19 protein-coding genes are annotated in these 17867 nt (G+C 68.1%); 14 read left to right on the top strand and 5 right to left on the bottom strand.

What is annotated here, in order from left to right; all coding sequences use genetic code 11:
- Positions 1–57 precede the first annotated feature (57 nt).
- On the top strand, positions 58–1326 hold the full coding sequence (gene purD, locus ACWDUN_RS09875; RefSeq protein ID WP_449927949.1) for a phosphoribosylamine--glycine ligase: 1269 nt from the start codon (positions 58–60) through the stop codon (positions 1324–1326).
- Here the strand turns inward: purD and ACWDUN_RS09870 are convergent.
- On the bottom strand, positions 1316–2134 hold the full coding sequence (locus ACWDUN_RS09870; protein ID WP_449927947.1) for an alpha/beta hydrolase: 819 nt from the start codon (positions 2132–2134) through the stop codon (positions 1316–1318). The genes purD and ACWDUN_RS09870 overlap by 11 nt on opposite strands.
- 104 nt (positions 2135–2238) lie before the next feature.
- Here ACWDUN_RS09870 and ACWDUN_RS09865 point away from each other — a divergent pair, with 104 nt between their 5' ends.
- The 5 genes from ACWDUN_RS09865 to ACWDUN_RS09845 are packed head-to-tail and all read left to right on the top strand — an operon-like array spanning position 2239 to position 7548.
- On the top strand, positions 2239–2868 hold the full coding sequence (locus tag ACWDUN_RS09865; protein WP_449927945.1) for a TetR/AcrR family transcriptional regulator: 630 nt from the start codon (positions 2239–2241) through the stop codon (positions 2866–2868).
- A gap of 19 nt (positions 2869–2887) precedes the next feature.
- On the top strand, positions 2888–4306 hold the full coding sequence (locus tag ACWDUN_RS09860; RefSeq protein ID WP_449927944.1) for an APC family permease: 1419 nt from the start codon (positions 2888–2890) through the stop codon (positions 4304–4306).
- Between the two features lie 22 nt (positions 4307–4328).
- The gene (gene purB, locus ACWDUN_RS09855) at positions 4329–5747 is read left to right on the top strand and encodes an adenylosuccinate lyase (protein ID WP_449927942.1); all 1419 of its coding nucleotides are present in this window, start codon (positions 4329–4331) and stop codon (positions 5745–5747) included.
- The gene (locus tag ACWDUN_RS09850) at positions 5744–6949 is read left to right on the top strand and encodes a cytochrome P450 (protein WP_449927940.1); all 1206 of its coding nucleotides are present in this window, start codon (positions 5744–5746) and stop codon (positions 6947–6949) included. Before purB ends, ACWDUN_RS09850 begins: the two co-directional genes overlap by 4 nt.
- 17 nt (positions 6950–6966) lie before the next feature.
- Positions 6967–7548, top strand: coding sequence for a DUF1707 SHOCT-like domain-containing protein (locus ACWDUN_RS09845; protein ID WP_449927939.1), 582 nt, complete (start codon positions 6967–6969; stop codon positions 7546–7548).
- On the opposite strand, the gene ACWDUN_RS09840 is transcribed toward ACWDUN_RS09845, so the two are convergent.
- Both ACWDUN_RS09840 and ACWDUN_RS09835 read right to left on the bottom strand, forming a co-directional pair.
- Entirely contained in the window at positions 7496–8398 is a 903-nt protein-coding gene (locus tag ACWDUN_RS09840) for a type IV toxin-antitoxin system AbiEi family antitoxin domain-containing protein (protein WP_449927937.1), read from the bottom strand. The genes ACWDUN_RS09845 and ACWDUN_RS09840 overlap by 53 nt on opposite strands.
- Before the next feature lie 91 nt (positions 8399–8489).
- Positions 8490–9104, bottom strand: a complete 615-nt coding sequence (locus tag ACWDUN_RS09835; protein WP_449927935.1) for a hypothetical protein — start codon at positions 9102–9104, stop codon at positions 8490–8492.
- Between the two features lie 30 nt (positions 9105–9134).
- Here ACWDUN_RS09835 and ACWDUN_RS09830 point away from each other — a divergent pair, with 30 nt between their 5' ends.
- The 5 genes from ACWDUN_RS09830 to ACWDUN_RS09810 are packed head-to-tail and all read left to right on the top strand — an operon-like array spanning position 9135 to position 15110.
- A complete protein-coding gene (locus ACWDUN_RS09830; protein ID WP_449927933.1) occupies positions 9135–10022 on the top strand; it encodes a phosphoribosylaminoimidazolesuccinocarboxamide synthase in 888 nt (295 codons plus the stop codon).
- Positions 10019–12163, top strand: coding sequence for a S9 family peptidase (locus tag ACWDUN_RS09825; RefSeq protein ID WP_449927932.1), 2145 nt, complete (start codon positions 10019–10021; stop codon positions 12161–12163). The genes ACWDUN_RS09830 and ACWDUN_RS09825 overlap by 4 nt, the downstream gene beginning before the upstream one ends.
- Before the next feature lie 33 nt (positions 12164–12196).
- Positions 12197–12685 carry a glutathione peroxidase gene (locus ACWDUN_RS09820; protein ID WP_449927930.1) on the top strand — a complete coding sequence of 163 codons (489 nt, stop codon included), beginning with the start codon at positions 12197–12199 and terminating at the stop codon, positions 12683–12685.
- Between the two features lie 60 nt (positions 12686–12745).
- The gene (locus tag ACWDUN_RS09815; RefSeq protein WP_449927928.1) at positions 12746–13450 is read left to right on the top strand and encodes a DUF2334 domain-containing protein; all 705 of its coding nucleotides are present in this window, start codon (positions 12746–12748) and stop codon (positions 13448–13450) included.
- Positions 13451–13466: 16 nt separating this feature from the next.
- Entirely contained in the window at positions 13467–15110 is a 1644-nt protein-coding gene (locus ACWDUN_RS09810) for an FAD-binding dehydrogenase (RefSeq protein WP_449927926.1), read from the top strand.
- On the opposite strand, the gene ACWDUN_RS09805 is transcribed toward ACWDUN_RS09810, so the two are convergent.
- Both ACWDUN_RS09805 and ACWDUN_RS09800 read right to left on the bottom strand, forming a co-directional pair.
- Complete coding sequence (locus ACWDUN_RS09805; RefSeq protein ID WP_449927924.1) at positions 15023–15604, bottom strand: hypothetical protein; 582 nt, start codon at positions 15602–15604, stop codon at positions 15023–15025. The genes ACWDUN_RS09810 and ACWDUN_RS09805 overlap by 88 nt on opposite strands.
- Positions 15605–15651: 47 nt before the next feature.
- The gene (locus tag ACWDUN_RS09800) at positions 15652–16305 is read right to left on the bottom strand and encodes an MBL fold metallo-hydrolase (protein WP_449927922.1); all 654 of its coding nucleotides are present in this window, start codon (positions 16303–16305) and stop codon (positions 15652–15654) included.
- Between the two features lie 79 nt (positions 16306–16384).
- Here ACWDUN_RS09800 and purS point away from each other — a divergent pair, with 79 nt between their 5' ends.
- From purS to ACWDUN_RS09785, 3 genes are all read left to right on the top strand, one after another.
- Positions 16385–16624: a phosphoribosylformylglycinamidine synthase subunit PurS gene (gene purS, locus ACWDUN_RS09795; protein WP_236435293.1), complete on the top strand. Its 240-nt coding sequence runs from the start codon at positions 16385–16387 to the stop codon at positions 16622–16624.
- Positions 16625–16626: 2 nt separating this feature from the next.
- Positions 16627–17301: a phosphoribosylformylglycinamidine synthase subunit PurQ gene (gene purQ, locus ACWDUN_RS09790; RefSeq protein WP_449928795.1), complete on the top strand. Its 675-nt coding sequence runs from the start codon at positions 16627–16629 to the stop codon at positions 17299–17301.
- Positions 17302–17624: 323 nt separating this feature from the next.
- The gene (locus tag ACWDUN_RS09785) at positions 17625–17867 is read left to right on the top strand and encodes a hypothetical protein (RefSeq protein ID WP_449927920.1); all 243 of its coding nucleotides are present in this window, start codon (positions 17625–17627) and stop codon (positions 17865–17867) included.

Genomic DNA, 17867 nt, shown 5'->3' with positions numbered 1-17867 from the left:
CTGTATGGCCGCGGACCTGGCGCGGTGACGGCGCCGGTGCGGATAGGCTTGCTGTCCGTGCGCGTCCTCGTCATCGGATCCGGAGCCCGTGAACACGCCCTGCTGCTGGCACTGCGGCGCGACCCGCAGGTCGACTGGTTGGGCATAGCGCCGGGTAATGCCGGCACCGCCGCCATCGCCGACCAGTACGAAGTCGACATCACCGCAGGTGCCGCCGTGGTGAAGCTCGCGCAGAAGGTCGAGGCCGATCTGGTGGTGGTGGGGCCGGAGGTGCCGCTGGTGCTGGGTGTCGCCGACGCGCTGCGTGCCGCCGGGATCGCCTGCTTCGGACCGTCCAAGGATGCCGCCCGCATCGAGGGTTCCAAGGCGTTCGCCAAGGACGTCATGACCGCCGCCGGGGTGCGCACGGCCCGCAGCGAGATCGTCGACACTCCCGCTCACCTCGACGCGGCGCTGGACCGCTTCGGGCCGCCGGCGGGTGAGGCCGCCTGGGTGGTCAAGGACGACGGCCTGGCCGCCGGTAAGGGCGTGGTCGTCACCGCCGACCGCGGTGCCGCGCGCGCACACGCCGCGGCACTGCTCGATTCCGGACACCCGGTGCTGCTCGAATCCTTCCTGGACGGGCCCGAAGTGTCGCTGTTCTGCGTCGTCGACGGTGAAACCGTCGTCCCGCTGCTGCCCGCCCAGGACTTCAAGCGGGTCGGCGACAACGACACCGGTCCCAACACCGGCGGCATGGGTGCCTACACCCCGCTGCCGTGGCTGCCGGCCGAGACCGTCACCCGGATCGTCGATGAGATCGTCAAACCCGTTGCCGCCGAACTCGTTTCCCGCGGAAGCTCGTTTTCCGGGCTGCTCTATGCCGGGCTGGCCATCACCTCGGCGGGGCCGGCGGTGGTGGAATTCAACTGCCGATTCGGCGATCCCGAGACCCAGGCGGTGCTGGCGATGCTGGCGTCACCGCTGGGTGGCCTGCTCAACGCCGCGGCCACCGGCACGCTGGCCTCCTTCGAGCACCTGCAGTGGCGCGACGGCGCCGCCGTCACCGTCGTGCTCGCGGCGGAGAACTATCCGGGGCGGCCGCGCACCGGTGATGTCATCGGCGGCAGTGAGGCCGACGGCGTGCTGCACGCCGGCACCGCGCGGCGCGAGGACGGCGCGGTGGTCTCCACCGGCGGACGGGTGCTCTCGGTGGTCGGTACCGGCGCAGACCTGCATGACGCCCGCGCGGCCGCCTACCAGTTGCTCGGCTCGATCAAGTTGCCGGGCAGCCACTTCCGCAAGGATATCGGGGAGGCCGCTGCCGAAGGCCGTCTCAGCCTCTGACGACCAGTGGTGCCAGCCACGAGATCTCGGCGGGCAACTGCGCACTCCAGAAACCGCCGTCGTGTCCACCCGGCGAGAACCCGCCGGCCGGTGGGGTCGGCAGCTGCGCGATGAACTGGCGTGTCGCCGCTGCGAACGGATCACTGTTCCCGCAATCGATACGTAGCGGGATGGCGCCCAGTTCCGGCAACCCCCACACGCTGTTGGCGGCGTAGTCCTGCGGCCCGTCGAACGCTCCGGGTGCGGCGGCCCCCGGCGAGGTCCACAGTGCGGGACTCACCGCGCAGATCGCCGCGGTGCGGGCCGGCCCCAGCCGCGCACCGAGCAACAGCGCGCCGTAGCCACCCATCGACCAACCGATGAAACCGACGCGCGACGTGTCCAGGCCCTGCTCGCCGAGCATCGGCAGCAACTCCTCGAGCACCATGGCGCCGGCGTCGTCACCGGAGGCGCGGGTGTGCCAGTACCCGCCACCGCCGTCCACCGCCACCACCGCGATCGGCGGCAACCCTGCGGCCACCGTGTCGGCCAGGCCTTGCTCCACACCGCCGGCCATCACCGTGGCAGCATCACTGCCCTTGCCGTGCAACGCGATGACGGGTCGTAACGGCGCGGTCTGTCCGGGCGGGCGGGCGATGGCCCAGTTGGTCTGCAGGCCCCCGCGAGCGGCCGAGCGAAACGTTCCCGACTGATACGTCGGTGCCGGTTCGGCGCGGCCGACGGCCGGTGCCGCCACCGCGCCGAGCGCACACCCCGCAGCGGCGCCCAGACCCATCCGCAACACCATTCGACGATTCGGGGCAGGCATGCGCGCAATCTTGCCACCGCTGCTCTCGGGCCTGCGGGCCGATACATGTGTACTGCTCTAATGATTGCCGAAAACCCCCAAATTGCTGGGGCTTTGCTGGCACCATGCAAGGCGTGACGGCGGCGGTGACCCCCAAGGGAGAGCGGCGGCGGTGCGCTCTGGTCAGCGCTGCTGCCGACCTGCTGTGCGAGGGTGGCATCGACGCGGTTCGCCATCGCGCGGTGGCGCGCCGCGCCGGACTGCCGCTCGCCTCGACGACGTACTACTTCTCCTCGCTGGACGATCTGATCGCCAAGGCCGTCGAATACGTCGGGTTGCGTGAGGCCGAGCAACTGCAGCTGCAGGTGGCCGCGCTGTCGCGCCGGCGGCGTGGCGCCGAGTCGACCGCGGACCTGTTGGTGGATCTTCTGGTCGGTGATGATCCCGGTGTGCGCGTGTCCGAGCAGCTGATCTCGCGCTACGAGCGCTATATCGCCTGCGCGCGACAACCCGAGCTGCGCGATATCCAGCGCCGCATCCTGCGCCAGCGCACCGCCGCCGTGCTGGAGGTCGTCGAACGATCCGGCCGCGCGGTGCGGGCCGAACTCGTCACCGCTCTGGTGTGCGCGGTCGACGGAGCTGTGGTTGCCTCATTGGTGGACGAAGGGGATGGTCCGCGGGCGACCGCCCGGGCGACGCTGATCGATGTGATCGACGTGCTGGCACCCGTCGACGAACGGGCGGTGCACGTCTGACCGAGGAAGGGGGGCGGGCATGACGCAGCCGGAAACCAAGGAACAACCGCAACTTCGCCGGGTGATGGGGCCCGGCCTGCTGCTGTTGTTCGTCGTTGGCGACATCCTCGGCACGGGCGTTTACGCGCTGACCGGACAGGTGGCCAAGGAAGTCGGTGGGGCGGCGTGGCTTCCGTTCCTGCTCGCGTTCGCGATCGCCACCATCACCGCGTTCAGCTATCTGGAACTGGTGACCAAGTATCCGCAGGCGGCCGGCGCTGCGCTCTACGCCCACAAGGCTTTCGGGATCCACTTCGTGACATTCCTGGTGGCCTTCGTGGTGATGTGCTCCGGAATCACTTCGGCCTCAACGGCTTCGCGATTTTTCGCTGCGAACTTCGACGTGGCGTTCGGCTTGGACTGGGGCAAGGCCGGCGTGGTCGCGGTGGCACTGCTGTTCATGGCGCTCATCGCCGCGGTCAACTACCGCGGGGTCAGCGAGAGCGTCAAGCTGAACGTCGTCCTGACCGTCATCGAGATCACCGGTCTGTTGATCGTGATCCTGGTCGGGATGTGGGCCTTCACCGGCGGCGGCGATGTCGACTTCTCCCGGGTGGTCGCCTTCGACACCCCGGAAGACAAGGGCACCTTCCTGGCGATCACCGCGGCGACATCGCTGGCCTTCTTCGCCATGGTCGGGTTCGAGGACTCGGTCAACATGGCCGAGGAGACCAAGGACCCGGTGCGTACCTTCCCGAAAGTCCTGCTGTCCGGGCTCGGGATCGCCGGTGTGGTCTATGTGATCGTGGCGATCGTCGCCGTGGCGCTGGTACCCGTCGGCGAACTGGCGGCCAGCAAGACCCCGTTGATCGACGTCGTCAAGGCCGGTGCCCCGAACCTGCCGATCGACGACATCTTCCCGTTCATCTCGATGTTCGCCGTGGCCAACACCGCGCTGATCAACATGCTCATGGCCAGCCGGCTCATCTACGGGATGGCCCGTCAACACGTGCTCCCACCGATCCTGGGCGCGGTACACCCGACGCGGCGCACACCGTGGGCGGCCATCGCCTTCACCACGCTGGTCGCGTTCGGTTTGATCTTCTACGTCTCGGCCGTCGCCGATGACAACGCGATCTCCATCCTCGGCGGCACCACATCGCTGCTGCTGCTCATGGTCTTCGCCATGGTCAATGTGGCGGTGCTGGTGCTGCGTCGCGACGTCCGCGCCACCGGCGGGCATTTCCGGACACCGACCGCGCTGCCGGTCATCGGCTTCATCGCCTCGGCGTATCTGGTGTTGCCGTTCTCGGGCCGGCCCGGTCAGCAGTACGTGCTGGCCGGGGCGCTCATCGTCACCGGCATCGTGCTGTTCTTCCTCACCACGCTGATCAACCGGCAGCTCGGCATCCGCGGGCCGGGCATCACCGATCCCACGCACCTGGGCGACGCGCCCTAGCCGGCTCGTAAGCTGTGTGTTCGTGACTATTCCGAATGTTCTGGCCAACCGCTACGCCAGCGATGAGATGGCCGCTATCTGGTCACCCGAAAACAAGATCATCGCCGAGCGCCGACTGTGGCTGGCGGTCCTACGCGCCCAGGCCGAACTGGGCATTCCGGTGCCCGACGGAGTTGTCGAGGACTACGAGCGGGTGCTGGAGAACGTCGACCTGGCCTCCATCGCCGAACGCGAGCGGGTGACCCGCCACGACGTCAAGGCGCGCATCGAGGAGTTCAACGCGCTGGCCGGTCACGAGCACGTCCACAAGGGCATGACCAGCCGCGACCTGACCGAGAACGTCGAACAACTGCAGATCCGGCAGTCACTCGAGCTGGTCTTCAGCCACGGCGTCGCCATCGTCGCGCGACTGGCCGAACGCGCCGCGCTCTACCGCGACGTGGTGATGGCCGGGCGCAGCCACAACGTTGCCGCCCAGGCCACCACGCTGGGCAAGCGATTCGCGTCGGCGGCCGAGGAGACGCTGGTGGCGCTGACCCGGCTGCGCGAACTCATCGACCGCTATCCGCTGCGCGGGGTGAAGGGTCCGATGGGCACCGCGCAGGACATGCTCGACCTGTTCGACGGTGATGCCGCCAAGCTGGCCGACCTGGAGCGCCGGGTCGCCGAGTTCCTCGGTTTCACAGACGTTTTCACCAGCGTGGGTCAGGTGTATCCGCGGTCGCTGGACCATGACGTCGTCTCGGCGTTGGTGCAACTGGGCGCCGGCCCGTCCTCATTCGCCCACACCATCCGGCTGATGGCCGGCCACGAGCTGGTCACCGAGGGCTTCGCTCCCGGCCAGGTCGGGTCCTCGGCCATGCCGCACAAGATGAACACCCGGTCCTGCGAACGGGTCAACGGGCTGCAGGTGGTACTGCGCGGGTACGCATCCATGGCCGCCGAACTGGCCGGGGCGCAGTGGAACGAGGGCGACGTGTTCTGCTCGGTGGTGCGCCGGGTCGCGCTGCCCGACGCGTTCTTCGCCATCGACGGCCAGACCGAGACCTTTCTGACCGTGCTCGACGAATTCGGTGCCTACCCGGCCGTCATCCAGCGCGAACTGGACCGCTACCTGCCCTTCCTGGCGACCACCCGCATCCTGATCGCCGCGGTGCGCGCCGGCGTCGGCCGCGAGTCCGCGCACGAGGTCATCAAGGAACACGCGGTGGCGGTCGCGCTGGCCATGCGCGAGAAAGGCCAGGAGCCCGACCTGCTGGACCGGCTGGCCGCCGACCCGCGACTGCCGTTGGACCGGATCGCGTTGGATGCGGCGCTCGCCGACAAGGCGGCGTTCAGCGGTGCGGCCGGCGATCAGGTCGACGCGGTGGTGGCCGCCGTCGACGAACTGGTCGGCCGTCACCCGGAGGCGGCCAAGTACACCTCGGGTGCCATCTTGTGACCTTGGCCGACCTGACCGACCTGGACAATTTCGCCGCGGGGTTCCCGCACGAGTTGTTCCGGTCGCACCGTCGGCAGGCGCCGGTGTACTGGCACGAGCCGACCGAACACACACCCGACGGTGAGGGGTTCTGGTCGGTGGCGACCTACGCCGAAACGCTTGCTGTGCTGCGTGATCCGGTGACCTACTCATCGGTGACCGGCGGCCGGCGTCCCTGCGGCGGGACCCTGCTGCAGGATCTGGCCGTGGCCGGTCAGGTGCTCAACATGATGGACGACCCGCGGCACGCGCAGATCCGCCGACTGGTCAGCTCCGGGCTGACGCCGCGAATGATCACCCGCGTCGAGCAGGACCTGCGCACGCGCACCCGCGCGCTGCTCGACAATGTCGAACCCGATGTCCCGCTGGACTTCCTGGTCGACGTCGCGGCCGAACTGCCGATGCAGATGATCTGCATCCTGCTCGGAATCCCGGACTCGGAACGGCATTGGCTGTTCGAGGCCATCGAGCCGCAGTTCGATTTCGGTTCCGGCCGCAGCGCCCGGGTGGGGCAGTTGACGGCCGAGGAGGCCGGGTCGCGGATGTACACCTACGGCATGGAACTGATCGCCGCCAAGCGGGCACAACCCGGTGACGACATGCTCTCGGTGGTCGCCAACGCCGGCGATGCGGCCATGTCCGACCTGGAGCTGTATCTGTTCTTCAGCCTGTTGTTCAGTGCCGGAGCCGAAACCACCCGCAATGCTGTCGCCGGCGGACTGCTGGCCCTGATCGAGCACCCCGATCAGATGCGTCTGCTGCGCGCCGATCCGAGCCTGTTGCCGACCGCGATCGAGGAGATGGTGCGCTGGACGACGCCGTCACCGTCCAAGCGCCGCACCGCGACCGCCCCGGTGACACTGCGCGGCTGTGCCATCGAACCCGGACAGAAGGTCCAGATCTGGGAGGGCTCGGCCAACCGCGACGAGGCGGTGTTCGCCGACCCCGACACCTTCGACATCACTCGGAAACCCAATCCACACTTGGGTTTCGGGCAGGGCGTGCACTACTGCCTGGGCGCCAATCTGGCCCGGTTGGAGCTGCGGGTGATGTTCGAGGAACTGCTCACGCGATTCGGTACCGCTCGGCTGGTCGCACCGGTCGAATGGACCAGAAGCAATCGGCACACCGGCATGCGGCACATGCTGGTCGAGCTCGGCTGATCGTTACCCTGTGAGCCATGGGCCCCGACGACCACGTACGAGTCTCCGATGCCGACCGCGCGCGGGTGAACGGTCTGCTGGAACGCGCCGTATCGGAGGGCATGCTGTCGCTCGACGAGTTCGCCGACCGGACCGACTCGGTGCTGGCCGCGCGGACCCGGGGCGAGCTGCGTTCAGTGCTGGCCGACCTGCCCGCCCAGCAACTCGGCGTGCCGGCGCGCCCGCAACTGCCCCCGGAACAACTGCGCGGCTGGATGACCTCGATCGTGCGCCGCGGCCAGTGGACGGCGGCGCCGGTGCTCAACCTGAACACCCGGATGTGCAGTACGACCTTGGACTTCAGCTCGGCCACGCTGCCCGGGCCGGTCGTCGAGATCATGATCGACGACTACTGCAGTTCCACGGAGCTGATCGTGCCGCCGGGGAGCACCGCGGACCTCAACGGCATCGACACCGTCGCCGCCAGCGCGACCCTGAAGGTGCGCGGGGCGCCGCGCTCGGATCAATTGCACGTCATCGTGCGCGGCCGAGTGCGGCTGGGTTCGGTCACCGTGCGTCACCCCTTCGGAAGCTGGCTGCGCCGCCTGCACGGAGGGTGATGGCCGCCGCGATCTCGGCGATCACCCGGTCCGGGTACTCGGTGAGGTCCAGCCAGGTGAATCGCAGGACCTGATAACCCATCAGGGCGAGTTCGTTCTGCTTGAGCCGGTCCCGTTGGAAATCCTCGTCGTCGGTGTGGAAGGCGATTCCGTCGACCTCGACGGCGATCTTCAGATCTCCGAAGACGACGTCGACTTCCCAGCGCCCGACACGCCGATTGGCCTTCCACCCGATGATGCGCGCCTGTCGCAGCAGCTTGACCAAGATCCGCTCGGCCTCGGAATGCGCGCCGCTCTCGGCGGCTCGTAACAAAGCGCGTGCGGCAGGGGAACCGTGACGACCCGCATTGCGCAGGTGGGCGTTCCAGAGTTCACGCAGGTGCACCAGATGACGCTGCAGGGCGGTGTCGATGACGCGCATACCACCGCCGGGCCGTGCGGCGGCCTCGACGATCGTCAGTGCCATCGAAGTCAGTCTCAGTCCGTTGCGCGTCACGCAGTCGGCGGGGTCCAGGTCGCGGCGTCGGGTGCGGACCCCGTAGTGCGGGCGCGGATTGCTCACCGCAGGCACGGTCACCTCCACGATCTCGGGTGGATATTTCGTCAGGCCCAGCCACCAGGCCGCCGACATTCCACTGGCCGTCGCGCGTGATCCATATCCCCACACGGCTGCGCGGACACGGGCATGGTCGGTGAACGGCCGGTCGTCGACGAAGTAGACCCCGCGTGAGCAGCGCAACCAATGCCCGGAGCGGACCCGCCGGGAGATCGCCTGCCTGCTCAGGCCGGCCTCGGCCGCCTGCGCGATCGTGATGACGCCGTCATGGTCGCGCAGATAGTCGTCGAGCATGTCTTGTTGGACGCGGTGACGGCCCGCACGGTTCCGGGCCCTTCGATTTGCGCACCGTTTGTCACGCTAGACGTGACAAGCGGTGCGCAAATCACGAGAGGCGAACCCCGGCGGCGTGTAGTTCCAGCAGTGCCAGGCCGCGGATGGCCGGTCGGTCGTCGCGGCGCCAGGCACCGATCGGATCGGGATCCACCGCGGTCAGCTTGGCCAACGGCCGGTTGGCCAGCGCCCGCATGGCCAGCAGTTCCTGACCGGCATGCGTCGAGGCCAGCGTCAACACCGTGAGCTTGCGCCGGAAGAACCGGATCCGCAGGAACAGCCAGGGCAGCCCGACGGTGACGATCGGGGTGGCCGCGACGGCGATCGCCAGTACCCAGGCCAGCCAGGTGGCGGTGCTGTCGAGATTCTGACCCGCACCGGCGATCTCGGCGGCGGCCTCGGCGGCAGCCCGCAGCGGCCCGCTGAGACCGTCACCGACCAGCGGGACGTCGTCGACGCTGTCACCGGCGGACCCCAGACTGCCCGACACCCCGTCGGCACCCTCTTGGACCTGCCTGCCGACCTCGGCGATGGTGGCGACCGCCGCGTACACCACGCTGCCGACCATCACCCACGCGACGGTCCAGGCGATGACCATGACATCGCTGATGATCTGGGCCAGCAGCCGACCGGGTCTGGTGGCGTAGGGCAGGTACCGCAGTCTCATGGGACCGATCCCAGCACATAGGGTGTGTCAATGCGCCCAGCTCTGACCGACTACCAGCATCTGGCCAGCGGCAAGGTCCGCGAGTTGTATCGCATCGACGCCGACCACCTGCTGTTCGTCGCCTCCGACCGCATCTCGGCATACGACTACATCCTGGACACCGAGATCCCGGACAAGGGCCGGATCCTGACCGCGATGAGCGTGTTCTTCTTCGACCATCTCGGGGTGCCCAATCACCTGGCCGGACCGGCCGATGACGAGCGCATTCCCGCCGACGTGCTGGGCCGGGCCCTGGTGGTCCGGGCCCTGGAGATGCTGCCGGTCGAATGCGTCGCCCGCGGTTACCTCACCGGTTCCGGCCTGCTCGACTACCAGCGCACCGGAGCGGTCTGCGGTATCGAGCTCCCGACCGGTCTGGAGGAGGCAAGCAAGTTCGACGAGCCGCTGTTCACCCCGGCCACCAAGGCCGAATTGGGTGAGCACGACGAGAACGTCACCTTCGACGCGGTGGTCGACCTGGTGGGCGCCGAGCGGGCCGCGCAGCTGCGCGACGCGACGTTGAACATCTACTCCCGCGCCGCCGAGCACGCGCTGAGCAAGGGCATCATCGTCGCCGACACCAAGTTCGAGTTCGGCATCGATGCCGCCGGTGAGCTGGTGCTCGCCGATGAGGTGCTCACCCCCGACTCGTCGCGGTACTGGCCCGCCGATTCCTATCAGGTCGGCGTCGTGCAACCCAGCTACGACAAGCAATTCGTGCGCAACTGGCTGACCGGGCCGGACTCCGGCTGGGACCGACACAGCGGCACCGAGCCGCCACCGCTGCCGGCCGAGATCGCCGCGGCGACCCGGGCCCGCTATATCGAGGCCTACGAACGGATCTCGGGCCTCAGCTTCGCCGATTGGATCGGCGCATGAGCGCGCCGGTGGCCAAGCGCGTCGAACGCCGCCGCGAACACCACGGCGACGTGTTCGTCGACCATTACGAATGGTTGCGCGACAAGGAGAACCCGGAGGTCATCGCCCACCTCGAGGCGGAGAACGCGCACACCGAGGCCGTGACCGCGCCGCTGGCCCCGCTGCGGCAGCGCATCTTCGACGAGATCAAGGCGCGCACCAAGGAGACCGACCTGTCGGTCCCGACCCGCCGGGACAACTGGTGGTACTACGCACGCAGCTTCGAGGGCAAGCAGTACGGGGTGCACTGCCGTTGTCCCATCAGCGATCCCGATGACTGGACGCCGCCGCAGCTCGACGAGAACACCGCCGTTCCCGGTGAGCAGATCCTGCTCGATGAGAACGTCGAGGCCCACGGGCACGAGTTCTTCTCCCTGGGCGCGGTGAGTGTCAGCGTCGACGGCAACATCTTGGCCTACTCGGTCGATGTCCTGGGCGATGAGCGATACACCCTGCGGTTCAAGGATCTGCGCACCGGTGAGCTCTATGAGGACACCATCGTCGGGATCGGCGCCGGGGTCACCTGGGGCGCGGACAACCACTCGGTCTACTACGTCACCGTCGACGACGCCTGGCGTCCGGACACCGTGTGGCGGCACCGGCTCGGCGCCGGACTGCCCGCGCAGAAGGTGTATCACGAAGCCGACGAACGGTATTGGCTCGGTGTCGGGCGCACCCGCAGCGACAAGTACGTCATCATCGCGGCCGGCAGCGCCATCACCTCCGAGATCCGCTATGCCGACGCCGCCGATCCCGAGGCCGATTTCACCGTGGTGCTGCCGCGCCGAGACGGTGTCGAGTACTCCGTCGAGCACGCGGTCGTCGACGGACAGGACCGCTTCCTGATCCTGCACAACGACGGTGCGGTGAACTTCACCCTGGTCGAGGCGCCGGTCAGCGATCCGACGGCGTTTCGCACCCTGATCGAACACCGCGACGATGTCCGCCTCGACGGTGTCGACGCCTTCTCCACGCACCTGGTGGTCAGCTACCGGCGCGGGGCGCTGCCGCGTATTCAGCTGTGGCCCATCGGATCCGACGGCGGTTACGGGACACCGCAGGAGATCGAGTTCGAGTCCGAACTGATGTCGGCCGGCCTGAGCGGCAACCCGAACTGGTCTTCGCCCAAGCTGCGCGTCGGCGCGGTGTCCTGGGTGATCCCGGTACGCATCTACGACCTGGACCTGATCACCGGCGAACGCACGCTGCTGCGTGAGCAACCGGTCCTCGGCGACTACCGGCCCGAGGACTATGTCGAACGCCGCGACTGGGCCACCGCGCCCGACGGGGCGCGGATCCCGATCTCGATCGTGCACCGCGTCGGCCTGGCGTTCCCGGCACCGACCCTGCTCTACGGCTACGGCGCCTACGAATCCTGTGAGGATCCCCGCTTCTCGATCGCGCGGTTGTCGCTGCTGGACCGCGGCATGGTGTTCGCGGTCGCCCACGTCCGTGGCGGCGGCGAACTGGGCCGGCCCTGGTACGAGGACGGCAAGCTGCTGCGCAAGCGCAACACGTTCACCGACTTCGTCGCGGTGGCAGAGCATCTGGTGCTCACCGACCTGACGCGGCCGGCCAACATGGTGGCCCTCGGCGGCAGCGCCGGCGGACTGCTGGTGGGCGCGGTGCTCAACCTGGCGCCGCACCTGTTCTCCGGGGTGCTCGCCCAGGTGCCGTTCGTCGACCCGCTGACCACGATCCTGGACCCGTCGCTGCCGTTGACGGTCACCGAATGGGACGAGTGGGGAAACCCGCTGGAAGACAAGGACGTCTACGAGTACATGAAGTCGTACTCGCCGTATGAGAACGTGCAATCCCTGGAATACCCCGCCGTGCTGGCGATGACCTCGCTCAACGACACCCGGGTGTACTACGTGGAACCGGCGAAATGGGTCGCGGCATTGCGGTACGCGCAGGTCGAACCGGACAGCGCCAGGATCCTGCTCAAGACCGAGATGGTGGCCGGTCACGGCGGCATCAGCGGTCGCTACGAGCGGTGGAAGGAGGCCGCGTTCCAGTACGCCTGGATCCTGGCCACCGCCGACAGCGCCAACCACGGCGAGGGCCAAGTGGACAGCCTGTTCGGCGGGCCGAGACTCTAGCGTCGAGCGAGTGTGGCGGCTAGCGTCGAGACGGTGAGCCTGCACACGATACCGCTGACCACACTCGAGGGCAGATCCACCACGTTGGGCGAATTGTCCGATGGCGCAACCCTGGTGGTGAACGTCGCCTCCAAATGCGGCCTGACGCCGCAGTATGCCGCGTTGGAGAAGCTGGCCCGCGACTACGCCGCCCGCGGCCTGACCGTCGTCGGGGTGCCCTGCAACCAATTCATGGGCCAGGAACCGGGCAGCGCCGAGGAGATCCGGACCTTCTGCTCCAGCACCTATGGCGTCACCTTCCCGCTGCTGGCCAAGACCGACGTCAACGGTGACGGAAGGCACCCGCTGTACACCGAGCTGACCAGGACCGCCGATGCCGATGGCACCGCCGGTGACATCCAGTGGAACTTCGAGAAGTTCCTGCTCGCGCCCGACGGGACCGTCGTCAATCGGTTCCGCCCGCGCACCGAACCGGATGCTCCCGAGGTGGTCAGCGCCATCGAGGCCGTCCTGCCCAGATAGCCACCTGCTGTCCGGGTGTTCGCAACCGTCGCGACACTTGACGTTGCGACACTGGCGAACGTGACTGCCGAACTGATCGTCTCGATCTCCGGGATCCGCGACCGCACCCTGAGCGATGTCGACGCGTTCTGCGAGGACCTCGACGCGCGCGGTATCCCGGTGTCGCTGCTGGTCGCACCCCGGCTCAAGGGTGACTACCGGCTGGAACGCGATCCGCGCACCGTCGGCTGGCTGGCCGAGCGCCGCGCCGCGGGTGATGCCGTCGTCCTGCACGGGTTCGACGAGGCCGCCACCAAGCAGCGGCGCAGCGAATTCGCCACGCTGCAGGCACACGAGGCCAACCTGCGGCTGATGGGCGCCGACCGGGTGATGGAACACCTCGGCTTGCGCACCCGGTTGTTCGCCACCCCGGGCTGGACGGTGTCAGAAGGGACGGTGAGGGCGCTGCCGCGCAACGGTTTCCGGCTGCTCATCGGCATGTCCGCGGTGACCGATCTGGTGCGTGACAGCACCGAGCGATCCCGTGTGCTCGGCATCGGCGCCGGATTCCTGACCGAACAGTGGTGGTGCCGGACCCTGGTGCTGTCGGCCGAGCGCACGGCACGCCGCGGCGGCGACGTCCGGCTGGCCATCTCGGCGCGTCAGCTGGGCAAGATCGGTCCGCGTCAGGCCATCTTCGATGCCATCGACCTGGCGCTCATGCACGGGTGTACCCCCGACATCTACCGGTGGGAGTCTGATCCCGCCCTCAGCGACGCCGCCTGAAGATAAGTTGGTCGGCATGGCAGATGCCGACGTCATCGTGGTGGGTGCGGGACTGGCCGGGCTGGTCGCCGCCGCGGAACTGATCGAACGCGGCCGCCGCGTGCTGATCGTCGACCAGGAGAACGCCGCCAACATCGGCGGCCAGGCCTTCTGGTCCTTCGGTGGGCTGTTCCTGGTCGACAGCCCCGAACAGCGCCGCCTGGGCATCCGGGACAGCCACGAACTTGCCCTGCAGGATTGGCTGGGCAGCGCCGGGTTCGACCGCGACGAGGACCACTGGCCGCGGCAGTGGGCGCACGCCTACGTCGATTTCGCGGCGGGGGAGAAGCGCAGCTGGTTACGGGAGCGCGGCCTGCAGACCTTCGCGATGGTCGGCTGGGCCGAACGCGGCGGCTACGGCGCCCTGGGACACGGCAATTCCGTGCCGCGGTTCCACATCACCTGGGGCACCGGCCCGGCGCTGGTGGACCTCTTCGCCCGTCGGCTGCACGGTCAACCGCGCGCCAAGTTCGCCCACCGGCACCGCGTCGACGAGCTGATCGTCGAGGGCGGGTCGGTCACCGGTGCGCGCGGCGCCGTCCTGGAACCCTCCGATGCCGCGCGCGGTGTCGCGTCGTCACGGAACACCGTGGGTGAGTTCGAGTTCCGGGCGCAGGCCGTCATCGTGGCCAGCGGCGGTATCGGTGGCAACCATGACCTGGTACGCAAGAACTGGCCGGCCCGGATGGGCCGGGTGCCCGAGCAACTGCTGTCCGGGGTACCCGCGCACGTGGACGGCCGGATGATGCAGATCAGCCAGTCCGCGGGCGCCAACATCATCAACAGCGACCGGATGTGGCATTACACCGAGGGCATCACCAACTACGACCCGGTGTGGCCGGATCACGGCATCCGGATCCTGCCTGGGCCGTCGTCGCTGTGGCTGGATGCGACCGGCAAGCGGCTGCCGGTGCCGCTGTATCCGGGATTCGACACCCTGGGCACGCTGGAGTACATCGCGACCACCGGACATGACTACACCTGGTTCGTGCTCAACGCGCGCATCATCGCCAAGGAGTTCGGGCTGTCGGGCCAGGAGCAGAATCCCGACCTCACCGGCCGCAGCGTGCGCGACGTGCTGGGGCGGGGCCGCGGTGGCGGTCCGGCCCCGGTGCGCGCCTTCGTCGACCGCGGCGTCGACTTCGTCAGCGCAGACTCGTTGCGTGAGTTGGTGGCCGCGATGAACGCCGTCCCCGATGTCGTGCCGCTGGACTTCGCCACCGTCGAGGCCGAGGTCACCGCCCGGGACCGGGAGGTGGTCAACAAGTTCAGCAAGGACGGCCAGATCACCGCGATCCGCGGCGCCCGCGAGTATCTACCCGACCGGATCGCCCGGGTCGTCGCGCCGCACCGGCTCACCGATCCCAAGGCCGGGCCGCTGATCGCGGTGAAGCTGCACATCCTGACCCGAAAGTCGTTGGGCGGATTGGAGACCGACCTGGACGCCCGGGTGCTCAAGGGCGACGGGACGGTGTTCGACGGGCTGTACGCCGCCGGTGAGGCGGCCGGGTTCGGCGGCGGCGGGGTGCACGGCTACCGGTCGCTGGAGGGCACATTCCTCGGAGGGTGCGTGTTCTCCGGGCGGGCGGCGGGCCGCGCTGCCGCCGGCGCCATCGCCTGAGGTCCCGCGGCCAGGATCGCCAGGCACACCATTGCCGAGGCGAAGAACATCGAGCCGATGTTGTCGGTCAGGTAGTGCAGATCGGTGGTCGCCATGCTGAGCGCGCCGATGACCGTGACGATCCCGGCCGCGATCATCAGCCACAGGGAGTATCCGGCCGCGAGCACCAGCATCGCCATCACCGTGATGACGACGGTGGTGTGGCCACTGGGATAGGCCAGTGCATCACCCTTGTACCGACCGAACAGCGGCTTGAAGATGCGCGTCAACACCACCGAGATCACCGGGGTCGACGCCACCACCAACGCCAGTCGCACGCGCCGCCGGATCAGCGCGATGATCACCGCCACGGCGAGCGTGATCATCATCGGCAACGCCCAGCTGAAGTACAGCATCCACACCGGGTCGGGACCGAAGAGCTTCTGCATCACCGACAGCGCCCGGTCGTCGAAGCGGGTGGGGCCGTCGCCCACTACCAGGCCGAGCAGCACCATCACCGTGATGCCGATCGGTGGCCACCACAGCAGGAACGGATGGCGTCTCAGAATGCGGTCCCGTTCTCCGGATCGAGCACCTGGAAATCGGTGTCGGTCATCTCCGAGAGCCGGCCGTAGAAGATCCCGCGCGCGGACGGATCGATGATGCCCTGATGGATGGGCACCGCCCTGGCCGGTGCGACGGCGCGCAGATAGTCGACGGCCTCGGACACCTTCATCCACGGAGCCGCGGCCGGGGTGGCCAGCACATCGACCGGCTCGCCGGGCACGAACAGGGCATCGCCGGGATGCATGAGACGGGCGGGGTGATCAGCATCGCCGATGACATAGGACGTGTTGTCGATCACCGGGATCTCGGGGTGGATGACCGCGTGGGTTCCGCCCACGCCGCGCACCGTCAGATGCCCGAGGGCGAAGCTGTCCCCGGCGTGCACGGCCTGCCATTCCCCACCGAGCTGCGCCGCGGTCTGCGGGTCGGCGTACAGCTTGGCCTGCGGGTTCGCCTCCAGCAGGGCGGGCAGCCGGGCGGTGTCGGCGTGGTCGGGATGCTGGTGGGTGATCATGATCGCGTCCAGGCCGTCGATGCCCTCGAAACCGTGCGAGAACGTGCCCGGATCGAACAGCACCGTTGTTTCGTTTCCGGTCCCGTCCGGGAAGCTCGCGAGCAGGCACGAGTGGCCGAAGTGCGTCAGTTGCATGGCTCCATTGTGGCCCTACGGTGCGCCGGTAGAGTTATGACCGATCAAGTCCGGTTATCAACCCTTTGAAGGAGCGCCCGTGGCCCGCGTCGTAGTGCACGTGATGCCCAAGGCCGAGATCCTCGATCCGCAGGGACAGGCCATCGTCGGCGCGCTGGGCCGGCTCGGCCACGGCGGTGTGGCCGATGTGCGCCAGGGCAAGCGGTTCGAGCTCGAGGTCGACGATTCGGTGTCCGATGAGGCGCTCAACGAGATCGCCGAGTCGCTGCTGGCCAACACCGTCATCGAGGAGTTCTCGGTGAGCCGGGAGGATTCGTGAGCATCACCGGCAAGATCGGTGTCGTCACCTTCCCCGGCACCCTCGACGATGTCGACGCCGCCCGCGCGGTCAAGCTGGCCGGCGGCGAGGCCGTCAGCCTGTGGCATGCCGATGCCGACCTCAAGGGTGTCGACGCGGTCGTGGTGCCCGGCGGCTTCTCCTACGGTGACTACCTGCGCGCCGGTGCCATCGCCAGCTTCGCCCCGGTGATGCGGTCGGTGGTCGATGCGGCCCGCGGTGGTCTCCCGGTCCTGGGGATCTGCAACGGTTTTCAGGTGCTGTGCGAATCCGGGCTGCTGCCGGGCGCGTTGACCCGTAACGAGGGTCTGCACTTCATCTGCCGCGATGTGTGGCTGCAGGTGGCATCGACCTCGACGGCGTGGACCACCCGCTACGAGCAGGACGCAGATCTGTTGGTGCCGTTGAAGTCCGGTGAGGGCCGCTACGTGGCATCCGAAGAGGTGCTCGACGAACTCGAGGCCGAGGGCCGGGTGGTCTTCCGGTATCGCGAGAACCTCAACGGGTCGATGCGCGGTATCGCCGGGGTCAGTTCGGCCGACGGTCGCGTCGTCGGGTTGATGCCGCACCCCGAGCATGCCACCGAACCGCTGACCGGGCCGTCCGATGACGGGCTCGGATTGTTCTACTCCGCGCTGGATGCGGTGCTGACGGCCTAGTGCTGTTCCCGGCGAGCGTGCGTGTCTGCAGCGCGGCACGCCGAGATCGTCGGCAGTTTGCGCACGCTCGCAGACTTGATGACCTGACACTCGAATACCGGTCACGGTCGGTGCAGTGATATCGACACCATGTAACCGGATACGAGGCGGTCAATCCACCGCGGCGCCGGGTGGCGGCTCGCGGAATAAGCGGACTTGACTCCATGCACGCGGTGCTAGGTTCGATATGACACGCGTTGCTCACTGAACGCTGCCGCCGTGAGGCTGTTTTAGGGGGAACAGTGTTAGTAGATCCCGAGGTCTTGAAGGCCTTCGCTGCTCAGGTGGACGCTGCTGCCGAAGCGCTCCAGGGACTGGATGTAGCAGGTGCAGCAACGACGTCGGCAGACGGGCTGCCGGGCTCGACCACCCAGTGGGCAGCTCGCCAGGTCGGTCATCATCTGGGGTTATCCGCCAAAGATATCGTCAACGACATAGGCGCGATGGCTGGCGCGGTACGCGGTGCGGGCGATCGATATCAAGTCGAAGACTCTGACTTGGCAGGCACGTTCAAGCATCTCTTCTGA

Source organism: Mycobacterium sp. NPDC003323 (genome assembly GCF_053589535.1).
This window is presented reverse-complemented; position numbering and strand designations above follow the sequence as displayed.